Here is a 26,161-nt window from a genome sequence, read left to right as displayed (position 1 = left end):
CTGTAGCGCTACAATTTTGCACTGGGCTCGATCGTAACTATGTCTATATGTCCTGTCAATCCTTAACCGACTATCCTCAAGGTCAGACACGAAAGGCACACCGATTCCGTTGAACAACGCACAGACCCGACGCCCCACCCTCTACGACGTCGCTACCCAGGCCGGAGTCTCGCCGTCGTTGGTTTCCTTGTTCCTCAAGGACCCGGCGAGGATCAGCGAAAAGCGTAGGCAAGCCGTCCAAAAGGCGATACACGATTTGGGCTACCGGCCCAGCCGGGCTGCCACCACTCTTGCCAGCCACCGCACCAAGAGCATCGGCCTGGTCATCGACGATTACCGCAACCCCTGGTTCGTCGATCTCCTCCGGGGTATGGAATCCGTCCTTTCGGATCTTGGCTACCATGTCATGCTCGCGGACTCCAGGCCTGGCGCGAACCGCATCAAGGAAGCCACAGACGGCCTGCTGGCCATGCACGTGGACGCCTTGGTCCTGGCCGCCGAGCCCAGCGAACCCATGCTCGCTGGAACGTGGGTCCCCACCGTGGTTGCCGGATGGCGGAACGGCGTCCCGACAGGCGCGGACCTGATAACCAACGACGACGACCGCGGGGGCAGCATGGCAGCGGACCACCTGCTGGGGTTGGGCCACAGCCGCATCGGCCACCTTTCGGGGTCCGACGGCGCGTCAGCACACCGGCGCGCCGGTTACCAACGCGCGTTGCAGGCTGCCGGCGTCGAGGTCGTCATCGGTGAGACTGAAGGAACGTCCGAAGAAGACGGGTACGGAGCCGCTTGCTGGCTACTGGACCACCATCCCGGCACTACTGCGATCTTCGCCGCCAACGACACCATGGCGCTGGGCGCTTTCGCCGCCATCAAAGCCCGTGGGCTTTCCGTGCCCCACGATATTTCGGTGATCGGGTACGACAACTCCCCTTTAGCGAAGTCGCGCTTCTTGGACCTTACGTCCATCGATAACCGAAGCGATCTTGTGGGCGTAGATGCAGCACGCAGGCTGCTGGCCCGCATCGACGATGCGACGTTGGAGCCGGAGCGGAAGCTCATCGAGCCGACGCTGGTACTCCGCGGCACGACGTCGGCGGTTCGGTAGAGGCGGACGCTGCAGGGGGCCGCTCACTAGAGGTACTCGAAACGAATCTGCCCGGAGCCATCAGGCGCTCCGGGCAGTACACAGCCGAACAAGCCTAGTGCCGCTTGGTGACACCCTCCGGTGCAGCGTCAGCCACACCCGCCACTTCGGCCTTAACCTCCTCGAGCGCATCGGAGTGCCCGCCGAGCTGCTCCAGCTCATGGGCCAACTCCGCCAGTTCGGCGCCGCCAGCCATTTGGGCCGTCAACTCATCCAAGGTGATGTCCTTCTTGTCGTAGTAGCCGATCGACTTGCCGCGCTTGAGCAGCAGGAAGCGGTCACCAACAGGGAAGGCGTGGTGCGGGTTGTGGGTAATGAAGATTACGCCGAGGCCGCGGTCGCGAGCCTGCAGGATGTACCGAAGCACCACGCCGGACTGCTTCACGCCAAGGGCGGCTGTGGGCTCATCCAGGATCAGCACCTTCGCGCCGAAGTACACGGCCCGGGCAATGGCGACACACTGGCGCTCGCCGCCCGAGAGCTGACCGATGGGCTGGTCAACATCGCGGAGGTCGATTCCCATCTCGGCCAGCTCCTTCAGCGTGATGTCCTTCATCTTCTGGACATCCATGCTCTTGAACGGACCGAATCCGCTGATCAGTTCCGAGCCAAGGAAGAAGTTACGCCAGATGGGCATCAGCGGGACCACGGCCAGGTCTTGGTACACGGTGGCGATACCGGCGTCGAGGGCGTCCCTGGGCGAATTGAACTTTCTGGCATCGCCCATCACGTGCAAGGTGCCTTCGTCGTGCTGGTGCAGACCTGCGATGATCTTGATCAGCGTTGACTTGCCGGCGCCATTGTCGCCCAGGACGCAGGTGACCCGGCCATTATCCACAGCCATGGTTACATCGCGCAGGGCGATGATGTTGCCGTAGTGCTTGCCTACTCCCTCGAGCGAAAGCAGGTGCACGGGTGTGTGCGTCAACGGGTCCTTCTCGTTTTTCAGCAGTGTCTGCTGGTCGATCTGTTGTGCGTTCATTGTTCCGGCCCCTTACTTGAGCTCTGCCCGGCGCTTGACGATCAGGTTCACGATGGTGGCCAGCAGGAGCATCAAGCCCAGGAAGAACTTGAACCAGTCCGGATTCCATTGTGCGTACACGATGCCCTTGTTGGCCATGCCAAAGATGAAAGCACCGATTGCGCCACCCACTGCCGAGCCGTAGCCGCCCGTCAGGAGGCATCCACCGATGACGGCAGCAATGATGTAGAGGAACTCGTTGCCAACACCTTCGCCGGACTGCACAGCATCGAAGGCAAAGAGGTTGTGCATGCCCAGGATCCAGCCGCAGAAACCAACGGCCATGAAGAGGCCGATCTTGGTCTTGGTCACAGGGACGCCAACTGCGCGGGCAGCATTGGCGTCGCCGCCCACTGCGAAGATCCAGTTGCCAACCCGGGTGCGCAACAGGATCCACGAGGCCACTGCTACCAGGATGATCCAGAAGAAGACTGTGATCTTGACTTCCACGCCGCCGATGCTGATGGAGGAGGCGAACACCGCTCGTGCCGATTCGAACCCGTCCAGTTTGGAGATCGACGGCGAGGAGACGCTGCCGCCGATGAGGCGGGTCAGTGCCAGGTTCAGGCCCGTCAGCATGAGGAAGGTCGCCAGGGTGACGATGAAGCTTGGAAGTTTGGTCTTGACGAGAATCCAGCCGTTGATGAATCCAATGCCCAGCGAAACAACCAGTGCCAACGTGACACCAACCCAGGCATTCATTGAGAAGTTCCAGCTGAAGAGCGAGGCGGTCAGGGCGGAGGAGATCACAGCCACACCGGTGGAAAGGTCAAACTCACCACCGATCATCAGCAGGGAAACCCCTACCGCCATGATGCCAATGGTTGAGGACCCGTAAAGCACGGTGGCGAGCGCGTTCGGCTGGGTGAACGTCTGGGAAACCGAGGCGAAGAAAATGAAGAGGACTACTGCTCCGACCAGTGCACCGACCTCGGGCCTCGCCAGGAACTTTTGGACCGGACTACGGCGGCCTACCCGTTCATCACCAGGCGATGTCGCCGGCGGCAGGGTTGCTGTGTTTGCCATGGGAATGACTCCTTGTTGTTCAGGCTGCGCGGCGGTTCCCCACCGCGCAGCCTGATGCCGGGATCTAGCGGACGCCCTGCTGGGCGAATTTGAGGACGTCGGAAGCATTGGACTTGTCCACGATGGTGGGTCCGGTCAGGACAGGCTGGCCGCCGCCGATCTTGAAGCCGCCGCGCTTTGCCTGCCACAGGGCGTCAACTGACATGTAGCCCTGAAGCCATGGCTGCTGGTCAACGGTGAAGATCACTTGGCCGTCTACGATCTTCTGGGCGAGATCGGCATTGAGGTCGAAGCTGGCCACCTTGGCCGAACTGCTGGCGTCAGTAACGGACTTGAGCAAGGTGAGGGTGATGGGGGCGCCGAGACCGATGATCACATCAGCATCTTTGGATGCCTGGAGTTTAGCCGTGGCCGTTGACTGGACCGCGGTCATGTCCTTGCCGTCGACGTAGAGGATTTCCGTTGCCGGAACCTTGGCTTTCACGCCGGCGCAGCGCGCTTCCAGACCCACGTGGCCCTGCTGCTGGATGACGCAAACGGGGTGCTTGTAGCCCTCTGAAGCCAGCCGGGTGCCCACCGCCTCACCTGCAAGCTGCTCGTTGGAGCCGAAGTGGGTGAAAGCACCCAGCTGGCTGGAAACGGATTCACCAGCGTTGAGGCTCACAACTGGGATACCCGCAGCGGTGGCTTTCTTCAGCACATCCTTCAGGGCGTCCGGAGTTGCCAGTGTGACCGCAATGCCGTCAACCTTCTGGTCGATGGCCTGCTGAACAAGCTGTGCCTGGCGCCCGGCTTCGGGATCGCTGGTGTACAGGAGTTCCACGTTGTCCTTGCTTGATGCTTCCTCTGCACCCTTGCGGACAATATCCCAGAAGGTGTCACCCGCCGCTGCGTGCGTAATGAGGGCCACCTTGATGCGTGCAGTGCTGGCTGCTTGTCCGGCAGCTGCACCTCCCCCGGAATCAGCCGGTTTGCCGCCCTGGCTCGAACAGGCGCTCAGGGCCACCAATGGAACCACTGCTGCGACGACCGCCGCTTTGCGCCACGAGAATTTTGCCACCGTTATCTCCTTTGATGTCAGCTTCGGGCGTCCGGGGACTCGTGCCCGGATCGCCTGCTACCTCGATCATGGTGACTCGTCTCACACTTTGTCAATAGTTTGTCCTGACATTAGGATGTTTTTACGTAAGTTCCTCGAGTAGATGACGCCGCGACAGAGCCTGGACCCACTTCCTTGACCAGCACAGCCCGGCTGCTATTATCAGAAAAAGGCAGTATGTCCTATCAAGAGAACATGAGCGGACATACTCATCCATCCGGCCGGGATACCGCTTCCCCGGCCGGGCTTCCGCAGGCTAGGAGAAACCCGTGGCGAACCAACTCAGCCTCAGCATCGACCGTTCGTCTCCGGTGCCGCTCTATCACCAAGTGGTCCAGGGAATCGAAGCCGCCATCCACAGCGGCGTCCTGGAACCGGGCAGCAGGTTGGACAACGAAATCGACCTTGCAGCGCAGCTGAACCTGTCTCGCCCCACTATGCGAAAGGCCATGGACGAACTGGTCCGCTCCGGCCTCCTGGTCCGTAAACGCGGCGTTGGCACGCAGGTTGTTTCAAGCCAGGTCCGGCGGCCGCTGGAGCTCTCCAGCCTTTACGATGACCTGAGCAATAACGGCAAGAAACCCACCACGGATGTGCTCAGCTTCTCCCACGTGGAGGCCGACGCCGCCACCCTCACCGCACTTCAGCTGCCGCCCGGGTCAAAGGTCTACCACTTCACCCGCCTGCGCAAGGTTGGCGGCAAGCCCCTTGCACTCATGGAGAACTGGGTCCGTGACGACATCACCAGCATGGACGAAGCCCAGCTCTCCAGTGAGGGACTCTATTCCATCCTTCGTCGCGGCGGCGTGAATTTTCGGTTGGCATCCCAGCGCATCGGCGCCATGATCGCCAACGACTACCAGGCTCCGCTCCTCGAAGCCGAAGTAGGTTCGGCGCTTGTGACCATGGAGCGCACCGCGGTGGACGACACGGGACGCATGGTTGAAACGGGCCACCACGTCTACCGCGCCGATTCCTACAGCTTTGAAATGACACTCGTACAGCGCTAACGCAAGGACACATACTTATGGCCAACTGGGTCTACCCGCTGGGAACCGCCACCGACGGCAAGTGGGACATCTCGCTCGGCACTTCCGATTCCACTCTCGCGATCGACGGCTGGGCCCATACGGGACTGAAGGTTGCGACGCTTGAGGCTGGTACCGCCGTCGAACTTCCTGCAGCTGCGGAAGAGCGCATTGTGGTTCCGTTGAGCGGTTCGTTTACCGTCACGGTCGACGACGACGCGTACAGCCTCGCGGGCCGGCAATCGGTTTTCCACGGGCCGAGTGACGTCCTGTACACGGGTATCGATAAGGCAGTCACCATCAGCTCGCACGACGGCGGCAGGGTGGCAGTCGCGACCGCACCGGCCAAGGCCGGGTACCCCACCCGTCTGGTCACGGCAGCCGAGACCCCCGTCGAGCTGCGTGGGGCGGGCAACTGCTCCCGGCAGGTCCACAACTTCGGCACGCCGGCCGCGCTGGAAGCCGATCGCTTCATTGTTTGCGAGGTCATCACCCCTGCCGGCAATTGGTCCTCCTACCCTCCCCACAAGCACGATGAGGAGAAGGAAGGCGAGACCAGCCTGGAGGAGATCTACTACTTCGAATCGCGCGTTGCCCCGGATTCGCCTGCCCCGGCGGACTCAGACGCAATCGGCTACGCCCGCGTCTACGCCTCCGATGACCGGCCCATTGATGTTTCGGCTGAGGTCCGCACCGGTGACGTAGTCCTGGTCCCCTACGGCTGGCACGGACCGGCGATGGCAGCTCCGGGCTATGACCTCTACTACCTGAACGTCATGGCAGGGCCCGGACGCGTCCGCGACTGGCTCATCAGCGATGACCCCCACCACGGCTGGATCCGCCAGACCTGGGACGGCCAGGACGTGGACCCCAGGCTCCCGTTCGGCGCCTAACCTCCCGAGCCTGTGCACAGCGAAAGGCCCCCTGGATGACGTCCAGGGGGCCTTAGCCGTACACAAACTACCTATTTTGTCCCGGCGATGTAGTCGTTCATCGTCTTGAGCTGGTACCTGGAAACGTCCTCGGCATTGTCGTCCTCTGCGAACACAGAAGAAACCATGACGGTGTTCTCTTTATCCAGGAATCCGATCTCCTTCAAGCCACCGAAGAACTCGTCCCAGTTCACGTCCCCGTCACCGATTTTGAGGTGCTGGTGGACGCGTACAGCGTTGCCCGGCGGGTTGGTGATGTACCTGAGGCCGTGTGAGGCATGGTGGTTCATCGTGTCGGAGACGTGCACCAGCCGGAGCTTGTCGCCGGCGGCATGCATGATCTCCAACGGCTTGTTGCCCATATGGAAAGTATGCGAGGCAACGTAGACCATGCCGATGTTCGGGGAGTTCACGCCCCGGATCACGCGCAGCGCGGCCAGTCCGTCCTCCACGAAGTCGTCCGGATGGGGATCAATGAGCACATCCATGTCTTCGCGCTCGATGATCGGCAGGAGTTCCTCCATGGAGCGGTAGAACGCGCGTTCAGACTCCTCGGCCTTCTCCGGACGGCCACTGAACTCCGTGTTCATGGTCTGTACCCCGAGGTCGACCGCGATCTGGATGGCCCGCTTCCAGTAGCGGACCCCAGCTTCCCGGGCGTCCTCATCGGGTCCGGACCACCGCAGGACGGGCAAGATGGAGGCGATTTCGACGCCGGCATCCTTGCACGCTGCCTTCAGCTTGGCCACAAGCTCATCGTCAGCCTTGGGGTGGTTGAAGAACGGGATGAGGTCCGCATGCGGGGTCATCTGAAGGTACTTATATCCGAGATCAGCTGCCACACGCGGGAACTCAAGCAGCGTATGGCTGTGATGGAACGGAGTGGGATCAAGGGCAATCTTCATATCAGTGTCCCTACTTGTAGAGATCCGGCTTGGTGTTCAACTGGACCTTGACCTTTTCGCCAGACTTCTGCGCCTCGACGCCGGCCTCGCAGCAGGCAGCGGTGGCATAACCGTCCCAGGCGGTGGGACCACCGATTTCGCCGCGAAGGGCGGCATCCACCCAAGCCTGCACCTCGACGTCGTACGCTGCACCGAAGCGCTCCTCGAATCCCGGAGTGACGCTGCCGCCCCACTTGCCAGCGGACTGGATGTAAGGGCCGCTGTCCCCGCCGATGCTGACAATGCCGTCCTCGAAGGACGCCTGCGTGGCAACCTGGTAGCCGAACTTGGCGTTGACGTAAATCTCGACGTCGGCCAACACGCCGGACTCGGTTTCGAGCAGCACATGCTGGGGATCGTGCTGGCCATTCGGGGCGTTGCGCGTAGGCTTCCCCAAGCGGACCTGCACGGACGTGATTTCCTCGCCGGTGAAGTAACGGATGGCATCGAACTCATGGACCACGGAGTCGTTGATCAGCATCTCGTTGGTGAAGCCTTCAGGTGTGCTGGGGTTGCGGTGCTGGTGGTGCAACATCAACAGCTCCCCCAATTCACTGTTGCGGATGATCGAACCCAGCGCCGAGTACTCGGCATCGAAACGGCGCATGAAACCCACCTGAATGCGCTTGTGGCCCAATGCCAGTTCAGCCTGGACAACCTTCCACGCGCTTTCTGCATCCGGCGTCAGCGGCTTCTCACAGAGAATCGGGAAGTCCTTCTCCAACGCCTTGTACAGGATTTCCTCGTGCAGGAAGCCCGGCGTGGCGATCAGGACGGCGTTGACGTCACCATTGTTCAGCGCCTCATCGGCACTGGACAGCGCCACGGCGCCGTCGATCCCTTCAACGGCAGCCTGCGCGCGGGCAAGGTCAACATCGACGACGGCGGCTACTTCAGCGCCGTGGATGCGGGTGCTGAGGCGCTTGATGTGGTCCGCACCCATGCGGCCTGCGCCGATGACGGCAACGCGGAGAATCTTTGTCACTTTTCTATCCTTCGTGAGGTTGGTTCTTGTTACTGGACCCGCGTGCGGGAGCCGCAGGAAAGCAAGTAGTTGCGGGTTCGCTTGGCGATGGGCATCGGTACATCGAACGCTACCGGGTACATGTCCTGCTCCACGATGCCGAAGATCGGCCGGTTGAGGCCTTCCACAGCTTCGATGACGGCGCGCAGGTCCGGGAGGCCGTTCGGCGGTTCGGTCATGACGCCGGCCAGGTTCGCCGCAGCCCAGGTCATGTTCTTCTCGTTGACCTCCGCCAGGATCTCCGGGTTGATCTGCTTCAGGTGCAGGTAGCCGATCCGGTCCGGGTAATTCTTGATGAGCTCCAAGCTGGAAGCGCCACAGTACTCCGCGTGGCCTGTATCCAGGCAAAGGTTCAGGTACCGCGGATCCGTTGCCGCCAAGAGGGTTTCGATGTCCTGCTGCGCGCCAACGTGGGAGTCAGCGTGGGAGTGGAACTGCTGGTGCAGGCCAAAGTCCTCCAACAGGACCTTGCCCATCCGGTTGTGGCCTGCGAAGAGATCAGCCCACTGCTCGTCGGTCAGTTCGCCGTTCTCTACGGCCTCGCCCGTGACGTCGTCCCGCCACATCGCGGGGATAACCACAATGTGTTCGCCACCCATGGCCGCAGTCAGTTCGGCCACCTTGCGTGCCGGCTCCCAGGCTTCGTCATACTGCTTGGCGCCGCGGTGGAAGGCCGTGAAGACCGTTCCTGCCGTAACCTTCAGGTCGCGCTGCTTGAGCTCTTCTGCCAGGCGGGTGGGGTCGTTCGGCAGGTAGCCGTACGGACCCAGTTCAATCCATTTGTAGCCGGATTCAGCAACCTCATCCAGGAACCGTTCCCACGGAGTCTGCTGGGGGTCATCGGCAAACCACACGCCCCAGGAGTCGGGGGCGGTGCCGATGATGAGCTTGTTCTCGACGTCAGTCATGACAGCGGTGTCTTTCTCTAGGGCCAGAACCTGGGGTTAGTTGGAGGGGAAGTTGTAGGAGGCGCCGGAGGCGTGGGTGGGTTCGGGCCAGCGGGAGGTGATGACCTTGCCGCGGGTGTAGAAGGAGACGCCTTCGGGGCCGTAGATGTGTTTGTCGCCGAAGAGGGAGTTCTTCCACCCGCCGAAGGAGTGGTAGGCCACGGGGACGGGCAGGGGCACGTTGATCCCGACCATGCCCACGGTGACGGAGCGCTGGAATTTCCGGGCTGCGGCGCCCGAAGAGGTGAAGATCGCGGTGCCGTTGCCGTAAGGGTTGGCGTTGATCAACGCGATCCCTTCCTCCAGGTCCGCCACACGGACCACCACCAGGACCGGTCCGAAGATTTCCTCCGTGTACGCGGTCATTTCGGTGCTGACATGATCAATCACGGTCGGGCCGACCCAGAAGCCTTCTTCGTGGCCGGGGACCACCAGGTCCCGGCCGTCCACGACCATGGCCGCGCCGGCGGTTTCGGCTTCGGTGACGATCCGTTCGATGCGTTCCTTGGAGGCCGGGGTGATGACCGGGCCCATGTCCGCACCGGGTTCGGTGCCGTTGGCCACCTTGATGGCCAGGGCGCGTTCCTGGACTTTCTTCACGATCAGGTCCGCGGCGTCCCCGACGGCGACCGCGACGGAGATCGCCATGCACCGCTCCCCCGCGGAGCCGAAAGCAGCTGCCGCGAGGTGGTCCGCGGCGTTGTCCAGGTCCGCGTCGGGCATCACGATCGCGTGGTTCTTCGCCCCGCCCAAGGCCTGGACCCGCTTGCCGTGCTTCGTGGCGGTCTCATGCACGTACTGCGCGATCGGGGTCGACCCAACAAAGGAGATGCCGTCCACGTCCGGGTGGGTCAGGAGCCCGTCGACCGTTTCCTTCCCGCCGTGCAGGACCTGGAACACTCCGTCAGGCAGGCCGGCCTGCTTCCAGAGGTTCGCGAGGAGCATGGACGCGGAGGGGTCACGCTCGGAGGGCTTGAGGATGAACGCGTTACCCGTCGCGATGGCCATCGGCGCCATCCACAACGGCACCATGACGGGGAAGTTGAACGGGGTGATACCTGCCACCACGCCGAGGGGCTCGCGGAAGGAGAACACGTCGATGCCGGTGGAGACCTGGTCCGAGTAGTCACCCTTGAGCAGCTGCGGAATGCCGCAGGCGAACTCGATCACTTCCAGGCCACGGCCGATCTCGCCCTTCGCGTCGGAAAGGACCTTGCCGTGCTCGGCCGTGATCAACTCGGCCAGCTCATCCACGTGCGCGGCCACCAGCTCACGGAACTTGAACAACACCCCCGTGCGCTTCGCCAGGGAAATATCGCCCCAGGACTGGGCAGCTTTCTTCGCCGCGGCCACCGCAGTGTTCAGGTCAGCCTCGTTGGCCAGGCGCAACTCGGCGGACACCTGCCCCGTGGCCGGGTTGTAGACGGGCTGGGTGCGTTCGCCTTCGCCTGCGGTTTCGGCGCCGTTGATGAAGTGGTTAATGGTGGTCAGTGTGGTCGTCGTCGACATGCGGACTTCCTTTGGTCTGTGGCTTTGAAAGCTGTGGCTTTAGAGGCGGGGGCTATGTGTGGGGAATCAGCCGAGCAGCTTGCGCTGGCGGTTCTTGTGCTCGGTATACGTCGTGTAGGCCTGTTGGGTGGATTCGAGCTCGGAGATCTGGGAGACGGGAACGTCCCACCAGGATTCGGAGCTGGGCGCGTCCAGCAGAGGATCGGACTCGACGTGGATGACGATCGGGCCGGTTTCCGGGGCTGCCTTGGCTTCCTTGATGGCAGCGCCAAGGGCTTGGATGACGTTCTCGCCTGGTTCGATCCGGATGACCTTGGCGCCGAGGGACTCGGCGTTGGTGGCCAGATCGATCGGCAGGTGCTCACCGGCGTCGAAACTGTGCTGTTCCTTGTCCAGGACCCGGTACTGCGTCCCGAAACGCTGGGAACCGAGCGACTCGGACAGCGAACCGATGGAAGCGTAGCCGTGGTTCTGGATGAGGACCACGATCAGTTTGATGCGTTCGGCGACGGCGGTGACCAGTTCGGTGTGCATCATCAGGTAGGACCCGTCCCCCACCATCACCACGACATCCCTGTTGGGACCGCCGGCAGCGGCTTCGGCCAGTGCTGCGCGCTTCACGCCCAACCCGCCCGGGATTTCGTAGCCCATGCAGGAGTACGCATATTCCACGTGGTAGCCGAACGGGTCCCGGACCCGCCACATTTTGTGCAGGTCACCCGGCAGGGAACCCGCGGCGCAGATGACAACGTCCTGGTCATCCATGGCCTTGTTCGTGGCGCCGATGATCTCGTTCTGCGCCGGCAACGGCGTGAACCGGGTATCAAACGCTTCGTCCACGATCGCGTTCCAGCGTTTCTTCTCCGCCGCGACCTTTTCTTCAAGATCAGCACCCACACGGTAGCCGCCCAGTGCCTGATTCAGTTTCACCAGGGCCTTGCGGGCGTCGGCGACGACCGGAATGGTGGTCCCGTGCTTGTAGGCATCGATCGGGGCGACGTTGATGTTCACAAAGCGCACGTCCGGGTTCTGGAACGCCGTGCGGGACGCGGTGGTGAAGTCCTCGTACCGGGTGCCGATCCCGATGACCAGGTCCGCCTCGGCGGCGATGGCGTTGGCCGCCGTCGTGCCCGTGGACCCGATGGCACCCAGGGAATGCTTGTGGTCCCACGGCAGGACCCCAACTCCGGCCTGCGTGTTCCCCACGGGAATGCCGGTCAGCTCAGCGAACCTGGCGAGTTCCTCGTTGGCGTAGGCGTAGAGCACCCCGCCGCCGGCAATGATCAGGGGGCGCTTCGCGGCACGGATGGCCTCGACGGCGCGGCGAATGTCCTCGTCCTCGGCCTCGGGACGGCGGATCCGCCACTCACGCTCGGCCAGGAATTCTTCCGGAACGTCCAAAGCCTCGGCCTGGACGTCCTGCGGCAAGGAAATGGTCACCGCTCCGGTCTCGGCCGGGTCCGTCAACACGCGCAGGCCGTGGTGGAAGGCCGAGAACAACTGCTCCGGACGCGACACCCGGTCAAAGAACTTCGAGAGCGGACGGAACGCATCATTGACCGTGATGTCGTAGGCGTACGGCAGCTCCAACTGCTGCAGCACAGGATCCGCTGCCCGGGTGGCGAACGTGTCGCTCGGGAGCAGCAGCACCGGCAACCGGTTGGTCGTGGCCAACGCAGCACCGGTGAGCAGATTCGAGGAACCCGGACCGATGGACGTGCTGATCGCGAACGTCTGGCGCCGGCGCGTGTGCCGCGCGTACCCCACGGCCTGGTGCGCCTGGGCCTGCTCATTGCGGCCCTGGTAGTACGGCATGATGGACGGGTCCGCTGCCTGGTACTGCTTCAAAGCCTGGCCAACGCCGGCAACGTTGCCGTGCCCGAAGATACCGAACATGCCCGGGATCAGGCGCTCGCGATAGTCCACCCCGTTGATGGAATCCACCGTGTACTGCTTGGAGAGGAACTCGACCACGGCCTGGGCCACGGTCATCCGACGGGTTACTGTTCCTGTTGAGGTCCGCATGGCGGGGCTACTCCGATACTTTCACTGGAATACGGTCAGACGAGGTGGGCTCCCCCGCAGCTGGCGCGGGGCCGGTCGCAGGCCCGGTCACAGGCCCAGCACTGTTCAGCAGCGAGGCGGCCGTCGCTACGGCACCTGCCACATCGCCGTCGTGCGGGTAGAGCAGCGTCCGGCCCACCGTGAGGCCGCGGACGCCCGGGAGCGCGAGGGCGGCCTGCCAACTGGCGAAGACCTCGTCCTGGGAGCCGTCAGGATCACCGCCCAACAACACCGTGGGAAGCGTGGTGGAGGCCATGACGCGCTCCATGTCAGCCACCACCGGCAGTTTCATCCAGGTGTAGGCACTGGTGGAACCCAGGCCCTCGGCGATGCCGACGGATTTGATCACGGCGTCCGCGCGAAGATCGTTGCGGACCTTGCCATGGGCGTCCCGCACCGACAGGAACGGCTCCACCATGGCGATGAGCTTACGTTCGGCCAACGAATCGATGGCCTTGGCGGTCGCTTCAAGCGTGGCCACGGTATCCGGATCTCCCAGACAGATACGCGTAAGCATCTTCCCGCCATCGGCACCCAGTGCCTGCAACGCAGCGGCTGTGTGGCCGGTGAACCGGTCATCGAACTCGTTGACCAGACCAGCCAGGCCACCACGGTTCATCGAGCCGAAGATGAGCTTGCCGTCCAAAGCACCCAGCAGCAGGAGGTCATCCATGATGTCCGGTGAGGCAAGGATGCCATCCACGGCCGGGTTCGCGAGGGCGATCTGCAACCGGTCCAGCAGGTCACGGCGATCGGCCATCGCCATCGGCTCGGGCCCAACTGACAGGGCGCCACGGGCTGGATGGTCCGCTGCAACAATGAAATTCTGGACGCCATGCTTCAAGCCCGGGTGGCGACGTCGGGTGGCAGCCGCGCGTGCGACGGCCTCCGGGTCCTCCAGCCGGATGCGGCTCAAGTGCTCATACCGGCGGGGATCGTCATTCAGGCTCAACGGACTGCTCCTTCTGCGAACGTGGGTGCTGCAGGCGCAGTGGCCGCGGCGGGGGAAGCTCCCGGGATCCGCCGTCCGCGTTCAGCGAGCAGCGAGGTGACCTCATCCGGCGTCGGCATCGCATCCGCGCAGGAAAGCCGGGAGGCGACGATTGCACCGGAAGCGTTGGCGTAATCCAGGACCTCGGACAGCGGCCAACCGGACAGCAGCCCATGGCAGAAAGCCCCACCGAAGGAATCACCGGCGCCCAGGCCGTTGACGGTTTCCACCGGCACAGGGGCCGAGACAACACGCTCGGTGCGGGTCTTGGCCATGACGCCTTCGGGGCCGAGCTTCACAACGGCGATCTCGACACCGGCGGCCAGCAGGCGGTCTGCCTGCTCGTCCGGCGTCCCCTCCCCTACCGCAACAGCGCATTCCTTATCGTTGCCGATCGCGACCGTAACGTGCGGGAGGATTTTGGCGACTTCCGCGCGGGCTTCCTCTTCCGAGCCCCAGAACATCGGCCGGTAGTCCAGGTCCAGGATGGTGAACTGGCCTTCCTTCAAACCAGTCCGGGGCCGGGCTTCGTGGGCGGCGAGGTGAGCACTTCGGCTGGGTTCCTGACACAGGCCAGTCACCGTGGACCAGAAAATGCCCGCGTCCTTGATGGCCTCAAGATCGAGTTCTTCGGCTTTGATCTGCAGGTCCGGCGCCGTGGGGAAACGTCCGTAGAAGTACAACGGGAAATCCTCAGGCGGCTTGATGGCACAGAAAGTCACCGCCGTCGGGTACTCCTTCACCGGGGAGACAAACGAATCGTCAACATTGAACTTGTGCAGTTCCCGGTGCAGATACTTTCCGAATGCGTCATCGCCCGTGCGGGTAATCACACCGGCACGGCGACCGTGGCGCGCAGCAGCGACGGCCACGTTGGAGGGGGAACCTCCCAAATACTTGCCAAAGGACCTCACATCCTCCAGATCCACCCCAATATCGTTCGGGTAGATATCAACGCTGATGCGCCCGATCGTAAGCAGTTCGTGGGTCACGATAATCGTTGACCTTTCTCTTGTGAACTCTGAACCTTTGAGCGCTGGGCCCCAATGCCTTGCCACCCCTCAGTGAGCGGGGCCACATGACTACTTTGCCCCAGATTTCATGTCCTGTCAAAGGTTTGTACTGACATATTTACAACATGACACGGACTGCATCTACTTGCGCGGGATGGCCAATTCTCCAGTGACATATTGGCTCCGCCCGAAGCCGAAAGACCAGTCGCCAGGCGAGTTCTCCATGTAGCCAATGAAGACATCCTCGCCCTTGATACCAACCTCGCCAAGCGCTTCGGCCATAGCCTCGAAGAGCGAGCTCTTGGCCATCTGGCTTCGCCCGCCCTGCGTGAAGATCTGGATCATCAGCACTCCAGGGCTGCGCTCAAAGCCCAGCCCCGCATCCTGGGCCACGATCTGGGCCTCCGGGTGTTCGGTAATGATGTGGAAGTAGTCGCGCTCGGGGATTTCATACTCGGAGACGATTGCATCGTGGATGGCCCGGCTAATGGCGGCCAATTCCGCCGCCGACCGACCCTGATTGACGTCGATTCTTACCAGTGGCATCTTGCGCGCTCCTTCGAAGTAGTTTGTCCTGACATACTAACAAACAAAGGGCATGAAGGTACAGGGGCTCCGCGTTAAAGCACGACGGCGACCCCGCACCTTCCGTGTGGAAAGGGCGGGACCGCCGTCGTGCTTTAAAGAGCAACGCGGGGTCACTTTGAGCCCATTCCACGTTCAGGAATGGGCCATAAGTGACCCCGCGTTGTTTTGGTACTAGAGCGTTGCGAAAACCTCGCGCAGCAGCTTAGCGGTTTCGGACGGCGTCTTGCCGACCTTCACGCCTGCAGCTTCGAGAGCTTCCTTCTTGGCCTGTGCGGTACCTGCGGAGCCGGAGACGATGGCGCCGGCGTGGCCCATGGTCTTGCCCTCAGGAGCGGTGAAGCCTGCAACGTAGCCAACAACCGGCTTAGTGACGTTGGCCTTGATGAAGTCAGCAGCGCGCTCTTCAGCATCGCCACCGATTTCGCCGATCATGACGATCGCCTTGGTCTCCGGGTCAGCCTCAAACGCAGCCAGGGCGTCGATGTGCGTGGTGCCGATGATGGGGTCGCCACCAATACCGATGGCGGTGGAGAAGCCGAGGTCGCGGAGTTCGTACATCATCTGGTAGGTCAAGGTACCGGACTTGGACACGAGGCCGATGGGGCCCTTGCCCGTGATGTTCGCCGGGGTGATGCCAACCAGGGCTTCGCCCGGGGTGATGATGCCGGGGCAGTTCGGCCCGATGATGCGGGTGACCTGGTTGCCGTCGGCGTCAACCTTGGACTGGGCGAGTGCCCAGAATTCGGCGGAGTCCTGAACCGGAACGCCTTCAGTGATGACTACAACGAGGCCGATGCCGGCTTCGATGGCTTCAACCACTGCATCCTTGGTGAATGCCGGCGGAACGAAGACGATGGAGACGTCTGCGCCGGTTTCAGCGATGGCTTCCTTGACGGTGCCAAAGACGGTGATTTCCTTGTCGCCGTGCAGGACCGTGGTGCCGGCCTTGCGGGCGTTGACGCCACCAACAATGTTGGTGCCGGCCTTGAGCATCAGTGCGGTGTGCTTGGTGCCTTCACCGCCGGTGATGCCCTGAACGATGACCTTGGAGTCTTTGTTGAGGTAGATAGACATTGTCGCGTCCCTTTACTTAGCTGCGTTGGCGAGCTCGGCGGCCTTGTCGGCGCCCTCGTCCATGGTGGCGGCCAGAGTAACCAGCGGGTGGTTGGCCTCGGTCAGGATGCGGCGGCCTTCCTCGACGTTGTTGCCATCGAGGCGAACGACCAGCGGCTTGTTCGCAGCGGATCCGAGCTCAGCAAGTGCACCCACGATGCCCTTTGCCACAGCGTCACAAGCGGTGATGCCACCGAAGACGTTCACGAACACGCTCTTGACCTGGGAGTCGCCCAGGATGACGTCCAGGCCGTTCGCCATGACCTCGGCGGATGCTCCACCACCGATGTCCAGGAAGTTGGCAGGCTTGACGTTGCCGTGGTTTTCGCCAGCGTATGCAACGACGTCCAGGGTGGACATCACAAGACCGGCGCCGTTGCCGATGATGCCTACTTCGCCGTCCAGCTTGACGTAGTTGAGGTCCTGCGCCTTTGCCTTGGCCTCGAGCGGGTCAGCTGACTCCTTGTCCTCGAGCAGTGCGTGGTGCACGTGGCGGAAGTCGGCGTTTTCGTCGAGGGTAACCTTGCCGTCGAGGGCAATGATGTCGCCTGCGCCGGTGCGGACCAACGGGTTGACCTCAACCAGGGTTGCGTCTTCCTTCTTGAAAACGTCCCAGAGCTTCAGAATGACGTCGGCCACTTTGCCGCGCAGTTCTTCAGCGAAGCCTGCAGCTGCGACGATCTCGTCAGCCTTGGCCTGGTCAATGCCCACAGCGGGGTCGATGGCGATCTTGGCCAGGGCCTCGGGACGCTCAACAGCCAGCTGCTCAATTTCCATTCCGCCTTCAACCGAGCACATGGCCAGGTAGTTGCGGTTTGCGCGGTCCAGGAGGACCGAGAAGTAGAATTCCTCGGCGATGTCCGCACCCTGGGCGATCATCACCTTGTTGACGGTGTGGCCCTTGATGTCCATGCCCAGGATGTTGGTGGAGTGCTCAAGCGCCTCTTCGGCGGTCTTGGCAACCTTGACGCCGCCAGCCTTGCCGCGGCCACCAACCTTAACCTGTGCCTTTACGACAGTAACGCCGCCGATCTTCTCGGCAGCTGCCTTTGCTTCTTCAGGAGTGTGCGCCACGATGCCGGCGAGCACGGGTACACCGTGCGCTTCGAACATATCGCGCGCCTGATATTCAAACAGGTCCACGGTTTAGTGTCCTTCTACGTCGAAGTAGTTTTCTGTTCAGCCGGGAACCGCGATGACCGCGATAGCCAGCTGCGGAAAGTACGCGGTAAACAACCGGGATTGAAGCCGGTCACATTGCGTAAGGTCCTCTCGGAACTTTAGCCCTTTGAGGAGTCCCGCCAGCTACACACTACCTGTTAAGTGAGTAACCTTACACTTCTATCGGCTGTAGAAAACCCGCAGAATGACGCGGTTTTTTGGCCGCTCATCGTCTGTTCGACGGCGATCACGACGCCGGTTTCAGGTTCCCGCGGACCGTTTTGCCGCCGTCGGAAATTAGCTGGTAGCCCTCCCGGCTGACAAAGAACGCCACGCCACCGGAGACATTTCCGCAGGCTACGCCGTCGTTATAGGCCGAGCACCGCAGGCCGTTGCGCTCGATGTTCTGCCCGTCGGCCAGCTCGCGCAGCTTGGAAATGGGGCCGCTCCGGCTACCTTTGGGCCCGAACTCTGACTCCATTTGTGTTACGCCGGAACGACACGAGCCATAGACGGCCTTATCCGGAGAAAGGAGAACCGTGCCGCCAAGGTAGCCCAGGCCTGTGCCGGCGCAGTCATCGGCGATGTCATCGATCTCCGGTTTGGCATACTTCGCCAATTCGCAGTGCACCACGGGCACCACGGCGAACTTGTTGTTGGCCGCATCAGAATACGAGTTGGCCTCGTACGGCACGTTGAGGTGCGCGCCCTTGGAAGACGTCATGGCGCACACGATGTTGCGGTCCGGCGTCACAAACGCGGTGACGCCCTCGCCTGCAGCCAGGGCGGTCTGCTCGGTAACGGGGACCTGTTTGAGCTGTTCCAGCGGAGGCAACGGCGCCGGCGGGACATAGTCAGGGTCCTTGGTGGCGAAGGAGCAGCCCGTGGCCAATACCATCAGCAAGGCGGCAAGAATCCCCAATACAGTCCGTCGCATGGCACCAATTATGCCGGTGACCTCAAACCGGACTGCTTCGCCCGCCGACGGAAGCTGTTCAGGACAATCAGCCCAGCGCCCACAACCAGCAGGCCCACGGCGGCCCCCAGAGTGGTTTTCAGGCTTCCGGACTGCAGTCCGGTTTCGGCGAGTTCAGCGCCCGACGTCGACGCCACCGCTCCTGTCGGAGTCACCGCGGCCGGAGGTGCTGGAGCTGCTGGAGCCTCCACTGCCGCCGGTGGACTTACCGCGGGCGGCTGCTCGACGACCGGAGGCCGCGTTTCGAGAACAGTCACGGTTGTCCAGAAAATGCGCTGCGTCAGCTGGTCCGCGTCGCGGACCCACACGGCAATCCGGAAAGAGCCAACACGCGTGGGTATCCCCGTGAGGTACCCGTTCGTATCCACCGTCAGGCCCTCCGGAGACGGATCACTCGAGCTCAATCCGCCCGCAAAGTACCTCCGCGTGGAATAGCCGTAGACATAAGGTGCTACTCCCCCGGTTGCTTGTGCAATCTTGGCCGAATACGACTCACCTAACACAGCCGGCGGAACGTCAAAACCAGTGGTTTGCATTCCCAAGGCATGGACGATGATTCTGGATGTCTTGTCCGAGAAGCCGAAACGGTCCTGGATATGGAGAGTAAATCCATAGGTACCCGGAGTGGTTGGCACTCCGGAAACCGATGACTCGCGAAGTTCCAGGCCCGGGGGAAGTTGCCCGGAAACTATTGAGATCGAGGTGTTCGCACGGTCCAACCCGTAATAGTCGAGGAACTCTTGGTAGTACCACCCCACCACACCGTCGTCGAACGTGCCCATACCCGGCAGCAGCTCTCCGTCCGACACGTAAACGCTCGGCGGATAGTAGCTTTTGATGTCGATGTATATCTGTTCGGTCAGGGTTTGCCGGGGATCCGAGGAGTCCGAAACAGTGACCGTCAGAGATGGGCTGTACAGCTCAGTAGGAGTACCGCTGAAGCTCAGGGTCACCGGGTCAAAAACCAAACCTGCTGGGATATCCGTCGCCGTAGCGGTATATGGGCCGGTCCCGCCGGTAACCTGCAACTCAGCCTCAAACGGTTTGCCCACGAACGCGCGGTCCTCGCTGAGCCTTACCGACAGCGGGGCTGCCGCCTCAACGGCGACTTTTTCGACGGCGGGTGGTTGGGTTTCGGTAGGGCTCGCAGTTGGTGTCGGGCTGGGCGTGTTTGTCGCGCCGCCCGAGGGACTCGCGCTGGCGCTGGGACTCGCGCTGGCGCTGGGACTCGCGCTGGCGGTGGGACTGGCACTGGCGCTGGGACTCGCGCTGGCGCTGGGCGTGGCGGCCGGGTTTGCAGTGGGGACGCTACTCGGAGCGGGCAGATCAGCAGCCGTTCCCGGCTCTGCGTCCTGCAGGGCGAGGCCCCCGGCGAAGCCGCCAACGAGGAGCACAGCAAGCGAGAACCTCAGAGATTTACCGGCATAACTATGCCGCCCAGCCATTGCGCCCACGCGCGTCCTCCCCCACAGGAATGCAACATTTGTTGGCGCTGCAAGGAAGGCAAAACAATCGACGCCGGCCCCAGTGCAACGCCCCGTCAGTCTAGGGGTGGCCTGAACTCATGGCAACAAACCCGGCAAGACGTCAACGAGGCGGCGGCCATGCCTGCAGTTGAGCCTCGGTCAGGCATCCAGTTTGGTCAGGGGCGCGTACCGCAACAGCAGGCGCTTCTCACCGACGTCGAACTTCACCTTGGCGACGGTCTTGTCACCCGAGCCCTCGACCCCCAGCACAACCCCGTTGCCGAAGCTTGTGTGGTTGACCTTGTCCCCCACCACCACTGAAATGACTTCCTTTTGCGGCTGCACCCTGTTGCGTGCGACGGCGGCCGGAACGTCGGCGTCGAAACCTGCGGTTGGGCTGGCGGCAACGCCGCGGGACGTGCCTGCTCCCCAGAAAGAGCCGCCGTAGCGGTTGGAGCCGATTGGAGCATTTCCCCAACCACCACCTGCCGCTTGCCGGCTCATGCCTTCACGTTTCCAGTCCACCAGCTCGGAGGGAATCTCCTCCAGGAACTGGCTGGCGGGGTTGTACTGGCTTTGGCCCCACATGCTGCGGACCTCGGAGCGCGTGACATAGAGCCGTTTGCGTGCACGGGTAAGTCCCACGTAGGCCAGGCGGCGTTCTTCGGCCAGTTCCTTGGGGTCCGTGGCCGAACGCTGATGCGGGAAAATACCGTGTTCCATGCCGGTGAGGAAGACCACCGGGAACTCCAGGCCCTTGGCGGTGTGCAACGTCATGAGCGTGACAACGCCCATGCGCTTGGCTTCGGCCACCGCGGCGTCAATGTCTCCGCCGGGAGCATCAGGAATTTGATCAGCGTCAGCCACCAGGGAAACCTGCTCCAGGAACTCGCCCAGCGAACCGTCCGGGTTGTCGCGTTCGTACTCGCGGACCACGGCCACCAATTCCGCGAGGTTCTCCACCCGGGACTCGTCCTGAGGATCGTTGCTGGCGCGCAGGCCCTCGAGATATCCGGTCTGCTCAAGCACGGCCTCCAGGGCAGCGGAAGCACCGGATCCGGAAGCCACTTCAGCGAGGTCGTCCAGCAGCTTCACAAAGCCGAGGACTGCGTTCACAGAACGCGTTGCCATGCCTGGCGCCTGGTCAGCACGGCGGGCCGCGGTCATGAAGGACGTCCGCTCGCGTTCAGCCAAGGCAGCGACTGCACCTTCGGCACGGTCGCCGATCCCCCGCTTTGGTTCGTTCAGGACACGGCGGAGGTTGACGTCGTCGTCGGGGTTTACCAGGACGCGCAGGTACGCCAGGGCGTCTTTGATTTCCTTGCGCTCGTAGAACCGGGTGCCGCCCACCACTTTGTACGGCAGGCCCACCCGCACCAGCACGTCTTCAATGGACCGTGACTGGGCGTTGGTGCGATAGAAAATGGCGACGTCGCCGGGGCGCAGCCCTTCCTCGTCCTGAAGCCGGTCGATTTCCTTGGCGATGAACTGGGCTTCGTCGTGCTCGTTTTCTCCTACGTAGCCGACGATCTTCTCGCCATCGCCCTCTGCCGTCCACAGCCGCTTTTCCTGGCGGTTGGGGTTCCGGGAAATCACGGAGTTGGCGGCGGTGAGGATGTTCTGCGTGGAACGGTAGTTTTGCTCAAGCTTGATGGTGCGCGCATTGGGGTAATCGGCTTCAAACTCCACGATGTTGCGGATGTCCGCGCCACGGAAAGCGTAGATGGACTGATCGGAGTCTCCGACCACCGTGAGTTCGCTGGGCTCGACGTCGGTATCAGTGCCAAGGCCAACGATTTCCCTGACCAGCGCGTACTGGGCGTGGTTGGTGTCCTGGTACTCATCGACCAGCACATGCCGGAACCGGCGCCGGTAGGACTCCGCGAGGGCGGGGAACGCCCGGAACATGTAGACGGTCTCCGCGATGAGGTCATCGAAGTCCATGGCATTGGCTTGCCGCAGGCGCTGGGTGTAGCCCTTGAAGACCTCTGCCACGGCTTGTTCGAAGGGGTCGTTGTGGTTTGCCGAGGAGACGTAGGAGTCGGCGTCGATTAGCTCGTTCTTGAGTGCGGAAATCTTGTGCTGGATGGCCTTGGGCGGGAACTTCTTGGGGTCCAGATCCAGATTCTTGGACACAAGGGTGATCAGTCGCAGGGAATCCGCGGAGTCATAGATGGAGAAGTTCGAGTTCAGGCCAACATTGGCAGCCTCGCGGCGAAGGATGCGCACACAGGAGGAGTGGAACGTGGAGATCCACATGCTCTTGGCCCGGCCACCCACCAAGGCCTCGATACGCTCGCGCATCTCCGCGGCGGCCTTGTTGGTAAACGTGATGGCCAGGATTTCGCCGTGGTGGGCACGCTTGGTGGCAATGAGGTAGGCGATCCGGTTACTCAGCACGCGGGTCTTGCCTGAGCCTGCACCCGCAACGATCAGCAACGGGCTGCCGGCGTGCTTCACAGCTTCTTCCTGCTGGGGGTTCAGGCCCTGGAGGAGGGCGTCGGCGGACGGAAGCCTTCCAGTCCCTTGGTTGCCCCAACCACCGGGAGCAGGAGCGTCGTTTGTTCCACTGCTGGACCCACCACTGCCCTCACCGAAGCGGGCGCGGGAAGCGCCGCCGCCCGCGTGCGAGAGCTCCGGGGCAGCCTTGATTGCGGCTTTGGAGCCTGCGTTGAAGGGGCCGTCTGCGTAGGGGTCGAACAACATATCCATGGTGACTACCAGTCTAGGCGGTGCCTCTGACACTCAAGGGCCACCCCAAAGAGAGCACGGCCCCGGCGATCAAGAACTACGCAAACTGCGGTACAGAGGTGAGGGCCCCGCTCAGCTCGCGGACCGCCGTCGGGCCTCCTGCGATGAACCAGTTAAGACCGTTGACCTGCACGACGGCGGTGTCCCCACCCGCAGCGCGGACGATCGCCTTGCCGGGGAGCCAATCCCACTCAGGGCAGCTGTGCTGGAACCAGCAGCCGAGCTCGCCATCAGCCACGCGGCCGAGGTCGCACGAGCCTGAACCGAACATGCGCAGCGATGCGGCGGAGACAGCTGCGGCATGCCAGGGCATTGCAGTGCGGGGGTCCGCCAACCAGGTGGGGTGGATGTAGGTTGCTGCACAGATTTGGCCAACAGGGAGGTCTCCGGAACCTGAAATAGGTTCGCCGTTCAGGCTTGCCGGATGCTCGTCCCCGCCGAGCCACAGCTTGTCCAGTTCGGGCTGGTAGATGGCCCCAAGCAGCACGTCAGGATCCGCAACTGGATTGACTCGGTGATCTGAGGGGTCTGAATCGTCGCGTTTGAGGGCAATGGCCGAGCACCAGTATGTGGATCCGTGCAGGAAGTTGTATGTTCCATCCACCGGATCGATAACCCAGGTCCGGCCACTCGTCCCGGCAACAGAGGTGCCTTCTTCGCCAAGGATGCCATCTTCGGGGCGGCAGCGTTGCAACTGTTCCAGGACATACGCCTCGGCCGCATGATCGGCTGCCGTGACGACGTCGGACACTGACGTCTTGCGCGTGCCCTGCAGCCCGCCCATCCGCATGAGCAGCGCCAGTTGGCCTGCCTCGCGGACCAGTGCGCTGGCCAATTGGTAGTCATCAAGTGATGGATCGAGTTCAGTTGCGGTGTGCCTGCCGGTGGTCATGGTCCCAGCTTATGTGGCGGGATAATGAATGACATGGCCAAGACACCAGCGCAGCGCATCAAGAAGCACGGAGCCAAGGCGGTGGTCCCCGATCACACCCTCCCACCCGTGATCAATCCCACCACGCGGCGGACCCCAGAGAAGGCGCAGAGCAATTCCAAGCTCATTGTGATTGCAGGCATAGTGGCCAGCCTGTTCCTGTTCTGGTACCTGCACTTGCTGACGCTGAACCAGATGACGCAGCTTTCAGGCGGCCTGGCAATGCCGGATTCGCTGATCGGTGGGTTCTCCCAGGACTACGTCGCCCAGCTTCGCGCCGCGATGGACGAAGCCGCGCGCGGTCAGTTGAATTACGTCCATAAGACTGCCGGCACGCTCTTTCCGCTGATCTTCGGTTTCAGTTGGCTCCTGCTGATCGGCATCAACGTTGCACGCAAATCGTGGCGCTGGGCAATGTGGGCCGCTCCCTTGCTTTTTGCTGTGGCTCACTTGTGGTCCAATGTCACCATTGATTCCATGCTGGCTGCGGAAACGCCCGACGCCGGTTCGGTTGCCCTGGCTTCCGCCGTCACCATTGCGTCGTGGGTGCTGTTCCTTATCAGCCTGCTGTGCGGCGTGGCGGCGGTGTTCCTCGGACTGAAGAACGCGAAACAGCCCTGACAGCTTTCCGTTCCCTTGTGACGCGGTGAGCCACTACCAGCCCTACCAAGGACAACCCCAGGATGATCGGATACGCCATGGTGCGCTCGATGGCGCCGGGCTCCTCGACGCGCAACTGCACCGCAAGCACGTAGATGGTGGTTCCCAGGGATACAACCCCGAACAGCAGAACTATCCATGACATCTGCGTGTGCCCTAGCCATATCAGGCCCAGTATCACCAACGACAGCGGTCCGGCGATGAAGTACAGTCCCGCACCGGTCAGATGCAGGGCGAGGTCGGTGTCTTCGGGGATCAGGCCAACCATCGCCTGCCCTATGCCCGCCACGAGGATCAGCACCCTGACGGCCCCGGCTGCAAGCCACGGAAAGGCGTCGGGTGACGCGACGCTTGATGCCATCCTTGGCCGGATGACCCGGGCGCCAGGCTCAGCCGCCACAGAGAGGACAGCCGAGCTCAGCAGCGCTGCCCCAAGCACCATGGCAACCCCTTGGAGCACGAACGAGGCATTCATGAGCCAGTTAAGCGGCGAGCACACCTCGTAACCGTTGAAGGGACCACAGTGAGCAGCGCCAAGATCACTGATGACGTGGGCGCGCCGGTCATAACCTGGATTGCCTTGCCACACAGCCATCGCAGTGGCTTCCACCGCGAAATAGTGGATGAGGGTGATCGCGGCCCAACCCCCAATCAGCTCGCGCCGGCCGGCGAGGTCAGGCAGAAGTCCCCGGTCGCCGCCGCGCGGACCAGCCGCCGTCGTCATAGCGTCAGAATAGTCCCGCAGCCCGGCAGGCGCACCCGTTCATTGGCCCGGCCGCTGTCCCCATGCCTGAATTACCGCAGGGCCTTCGCCGCCTTTCGTACCGTGTGCACGCGCTGGGCGATGACCAGGCCGGCAGTTGCCAAGCCAATGGTGACGGGGTAGCCCATCAGCCGTTCCAGTGTTCCGGGCTGCGGCACGTCCATTCCCGTGATCCCGCCAACGATGAGCGCCCCGATACAGAGGGAGCCGCAGGCAGCTATGAACCAGCTCATCGGCGTCTGCCGGAACCAAAGGATGCCCAGCAGAAGCAAGGCGAAGCCGCCGCCGATGAAGAACATCAGTGCGCCGGAAAAATGCCATGGGGAGCCGACGTCTTCGGGCACCAGTCCAACGATGACCGTCCCGAGGCCGGAAACACCTGTCAGTATGCGAATGGCCACAGCCATGATCCATGGCTTGGCCAGGACCCGGGTCCGGGGCTCGTCATCGGCTGTGGCGGTGTGGAAGCGCTGGGCATGCACACCCGGACGCGCTGCCACGCACAAAAGCCCTGCGGTCAGGAACACCGCACCAAGGATCAATGCCAGGCCCTGGACAACAAAAGAGGCGTTCATCAGCACATGCAAAGGGGAGCACACTGCCCGGTCCTCGTAGTCGCCGCACGATACTGCGCCCAGGTCGCTGATGAACCCGGTGGCCCTGCTGTACGGTTGCGGACCGGCCCAAGCCTCGATGACGGCAGACTCTGCAACGAAATACTGGACCACGCTCAGCTGGGCCCAGGCGCCGATGTTTGCGCGCGTAGCGCGAACGTCCGGAAGGAACGTGCCGGTGGTTTCCCGTGCTGTCGTATGCCCTCTCATGACCGCCAGCCTAGCCCGGTTCGGGCACTGGCCCGGCAGCTTGTATGCTTGTAGTCGTGTCCGGCCATGGAGCTGTCGTAACGGTACTCCGGGCCATGGACACGCAGGCCCTCGTAGCTCAGTGGATAGAGCACGGCTCTCCTAAAGCCGGTGTCGTTGGTTCGATTCCAATCGAGGGCA

General features: G+C 62.6%; 23 protein-coding genes and 1 tRNA gene. 5 read left to right on the top strand and 19 right to left on the bottom strand.

The features are described 5' to 3' along the window. Positions 1 to 103: 103 nt before the first annotated feature. Complete coding sequence (locus tag VUN82_05145; GenBank protein ID XAS74612.1) at positions 104 to 1,111, top strand: LacI family DNA-binding transcriptional regulator; 1,008 nt, start codon at positions 104 to 106, stop codon at positions 1,109 to 1,111. 94 nt (positions 1,112 to 1,205) lie between these two features. Here the strand turns inward: VUN82_05145 and VUN82_05140 are convergent, their stop codons facing one another. The 3 genes from VUN82_05140 to VUN82_05130 form a co-directional block, all read right to left on the bottom strand. Next, positions 1,206 to 2,132 carry an ATP-binding cassette domain-containing protein gene (locus tag VUN82_05140; GenBank protein ID XAS73235.1) on the bottom strand — a complete coding sequence of 309 codons (927 nt, stop codon included), beginning with the start codon at positions 2,130 to 2,132 and terminating at the stop codon, positions 1,206 to 1,208. Positions 2,133 to 2,144: 12 nt separating this feature from the next. Further along, the gene (locus tag VUN82_05135) at positions 2,145 to 3,197 is read right to left on the bottom strand and encodes an ABC transporter permease (protein ID XAS73234.1); all 1,053 of its coding nucleotides are present in this window, start codon (positions 3,195 to 3,197) and stop codon (positions 2,145 to 2,147) included. A 64-nt stretch (positions 3,198 to 3,261) separates the two neighbouring features. Next, positions 3,262 to 4,257, bottom strand: a complete 996-nt coding sequence (locus VUN82_05130) for a substrate-binding domain-containing protein (protein XAS73233.1) — start codon at positions 4,255 to 4,257, stop codon at positions 3,262 to 3,264. 308 nt (positions 4,258 to 4,565) lie between these two features. On the opposite strand from VUN82_05130, the gene VUN82_05125 reads away from it, so the two are divergent. Both VUN82_05125 and iolB read left to right on the top strand, forming a co-directional pair. Beyond that, positions 4,566 to 5,306 (top strand): GntR family transcriptional regulator, encoded by a 741-nt coding sequence (locus VUN82_05125; GenBank protein ID XAS73232.1) that lies wholly within the window; start codon positions 4,566 to 4,568, stop codon positions 5,304 to 5,306. A gap of 17 nt (positions 5,307 to 5,323) precedes the next feature. Continuing rightward, positions 5,324 to 6,217 (top strand): 5-deoxy-glucuronate isomerase, encoded by an 894-nt coding sequence (iolB, locus tag VUN82_05120; GenBank protein XAS73231.1) that lies wholly within the window; start codon positions 5,324 to 5,326, stop codon positions 6,215 to 6,217. A gap of 71 nt (positions 6,218 to 6,288) precedes the next feature. Here the strand turns inward: iolB and VUN82_05115 are convergent, their stop codons facing one another. The 14 genes from VUN82_05115 to VUN82_05050 all read right to left on the bottom strand — a co-directional run bounded on the left by VUN82_05115 (position 6,289) and on the right by VUN82_05050 (position 23,695). Beyond that, entirely contained in the window at positions 6,289 to 7,161 is an 873-nt protein-coding gene (locus VUN82_05115) for a sugar phosphate isomerase/epimerase (protein ID XAS73230.1), read from the bottom strand. Positions 7,162 to 7,171: 10 nt separating this feature from the next. Next, positions 7,172 to 8,185 carry a Gfo/Idh/MocA family oxidoreductase gene (locus tag VUN82_05110; protein XAS73229.1) on the bottom strand — a complete coding sequence of 338 codons (1,014 nt, stop codon included), beginning with the start codon at positions 8,183 to 8,185 and terminating at the stop codon, positions 7,172 to 7,174. A gap of 29 nt (positions 8,186 to 8,214) precedes the next feature. Next, entirely contained in the window at positions 8,215 to 9,132 is a 918-nt protein-coding gene (locus VUN82_05105) for a sugar phosphate isomerase/epimerase (protein XAS73228.1), read from the bottom strand. A gap of 36 nt (positions 9,133 to 9,168) precedes the next feature. Then, positions 9,169 to 10,680, bottom strand: a complete 1,512-nt coding sequence (locus VUN82_05100; GenBank protein ID XAS73227.1) for a CoA-acylating methylmalonate-semialdehyde dehydrogenase — start codon at positions 10,678 to 10,680, stop codon at positions 9,169 to 9,171. Between the two features lie 66 nt (positions 10,681 to 10,746). Further along, positions 10,747 to 12,672, bottom strand: coding sequence for a 3D-(3,5/4)-trihydroxycyclohexane-1,2-dione acylhydrolase (decyclizing) (iolD, locus tag VUN82_05095; GenBank protein XAS74611.1), 1,926 nt, complete (start codon positions 12,670 to 12,672; stop codon positions 10,747 to 10,749). Positions 12,673 to 12,712: 40 nt separating this feature from the next. Further along, positions 12,713 to 13,696 carry a deoxyribose-phosphate aldolase gene (locus tag VUN82_05090; GenBank protein XAS73226.1) on the bottom strand — a complete coding sequence of 328 codons (984 nt, stop codon included), beginning with the start codon at positions 13,694 to 13,696 and terminating at the stop codon, positions 12,713 to 12,715. Continuing rightward, on the bottom strand, positions 13,693 to 14,727 hold the full coding sequence (iolC, locus tag VUN82_05085) for a 5-dehydro-2-deoxygluconokinase (protein ID XAS73225.1): 1,035 nt from the start codon (positions 14,725 to 14,727) through the stop codon (positions 13,693 to 13,695). The genes VUN82_05090 and iolC overlap by 4 nt, the downstream gene beginning before the upstream one ends. Before the next feature lie 162 nt (positions 14,728 to 14,889). Then, on the bottom strand, positions 14,890 to 15,294 hold the full coding sequence (locus tag VUN82_05080; GenBank protein XAS73224.1) for a tautomerase family protein: 405 nt from the start codon (positions 15,292 to 15,294) through the stop codon (positions 14,890 to 14,892). 213 nt (positions 15,295 to 15,507) lie between these two features. Beyond that, a complete protein-coding gene (gene sucD / locus VUN82_05075; protein XAS73223.1) occupies positions 15,508 to 16,410 on the bottom strand; it encodes a succinate--CoA ligase subunit alpha in 903 nt (300 codons plus the stop codon). Between the two features lie 12 nt (positions 16,411 to 16,422). After that, on the bottom strand, positions 16,423 to 17,592 hold the full coding sequence (gene sucC, locus VUN82_05070; GenBank protein XAS73222.1) for an ADP-forming succinate--CoA ligase subunit beta: 1,170 nt from the start codon (positions 17,590 to 17,592) through the stop codon (positions 16,423 to 16,425). Between the two features lie 265 nt (positions 17,593 to 17,857). Further along, entirely contained in the window at positions 17,858 to 18,547 is a 690-nt protein-coding gene (locus VUN82_05065) for a hypothetical protein (protein ID XAS73221.1), read from the bottom strand. A gap of 8 nt (positions 18,548 to 18,555) precedes the next feature. Further along, entirely contained in the window at positions 18,556 to 20,031 is a 1,476-nt protein-coding gene (locus VUN82_05060) for a putative Ig domain-containing protein (protein XAS74610.1), read from the bottom strand. A 180-nt stretch (positions 20,032 to 20,211) separates the two neighbouring features. Continuing rightward, positions 20,212 to 22,764, bottom strand: coding sequence for a DNA helicase PcrA (pcrA, locus tag VUN82_05055; GenBank protein ID XAS73220.1), 2,553 nt, complete (start codon positions 22,762 to 22,764; stop codon positions 20,212 to 20,214). Positions 22,765 to 22,840: 76 nt separating this feature from the next. Further along, positions 22,841 to 23,695: an inositol monophosphatase family protein gene (locus VUN82_05050; GenBank protein XAS73219.1), complete on the bottom strand. Its 855-nt coding sequence runs from the start codon at positions 23,693 to 23,695 to the stop codon at positions 22,841 to 22,843. Positions 23,696 to 23,728: 33 nt separating this feature from the next. Between VUN82_05050 and VUN82_05045 the strand changes: the two genes are divergently transcribed. Then, complete coding sequence (locus VUN82_05045) at positions 23,729 to 24,355, top strand: hypothetical protein (protein ID XAS73218.1); 627 nt, start codon at positions 23,729 to 23,731, stop codon at positions 24,353 to 24,355. Here the strand turns inward: VUN82_05045 and VUN82_05040 are convergent. Both VUN82_05040 and VUN82_05035 read right to left on the bottom strand, forming a co-directional pair. Further along, on the bottom strand, positions 24,294 to 25,118 hold the full coding sequence (locus VUN82_05040; GenBank protein XAS73217.1) for a hypothetical protein: 825 nt from the start codon (positions 25,116 to 25,118) through the stop codon (positions 24,294 to 24,296). The genes VUN82_05045 and VUN82_05040 overlap by 62 nt on opposite strands. Before the next feature lie 71 nt (positions 25,119 to 25,189). Beyond that, a complete protein-coding gene (locus VUN82_05035; GenBank protein XAS73216.1) occupies positions 25,190 to 25,981 on the bottom strand; it encodes a hypothetical protein in 792 nt (263 codons plus the stop codon). Between the two features lie 107 nt (positions 25,982 to 26,088). Between VUN82_05035 and VUN82_05030 the strand changes: the two genes are divergently transcribed. Then, positions 26,089 to 26,161 (top strand) — tRNA-Arg (locus tag VUN82_05030).

It is taken from the genome of Micrococcaceae bacterium Sec5.1 (assembly GCA_039636795.1).
Taxonomy (GTDB): Bacteria; Actinomycetota; Actinomycetes; order Actinomycetales; family Micrococcaceae; genus Arthrobacter.
This window is presented reverse-complemented; position numbering and strand designations above follow the sequence as displayed.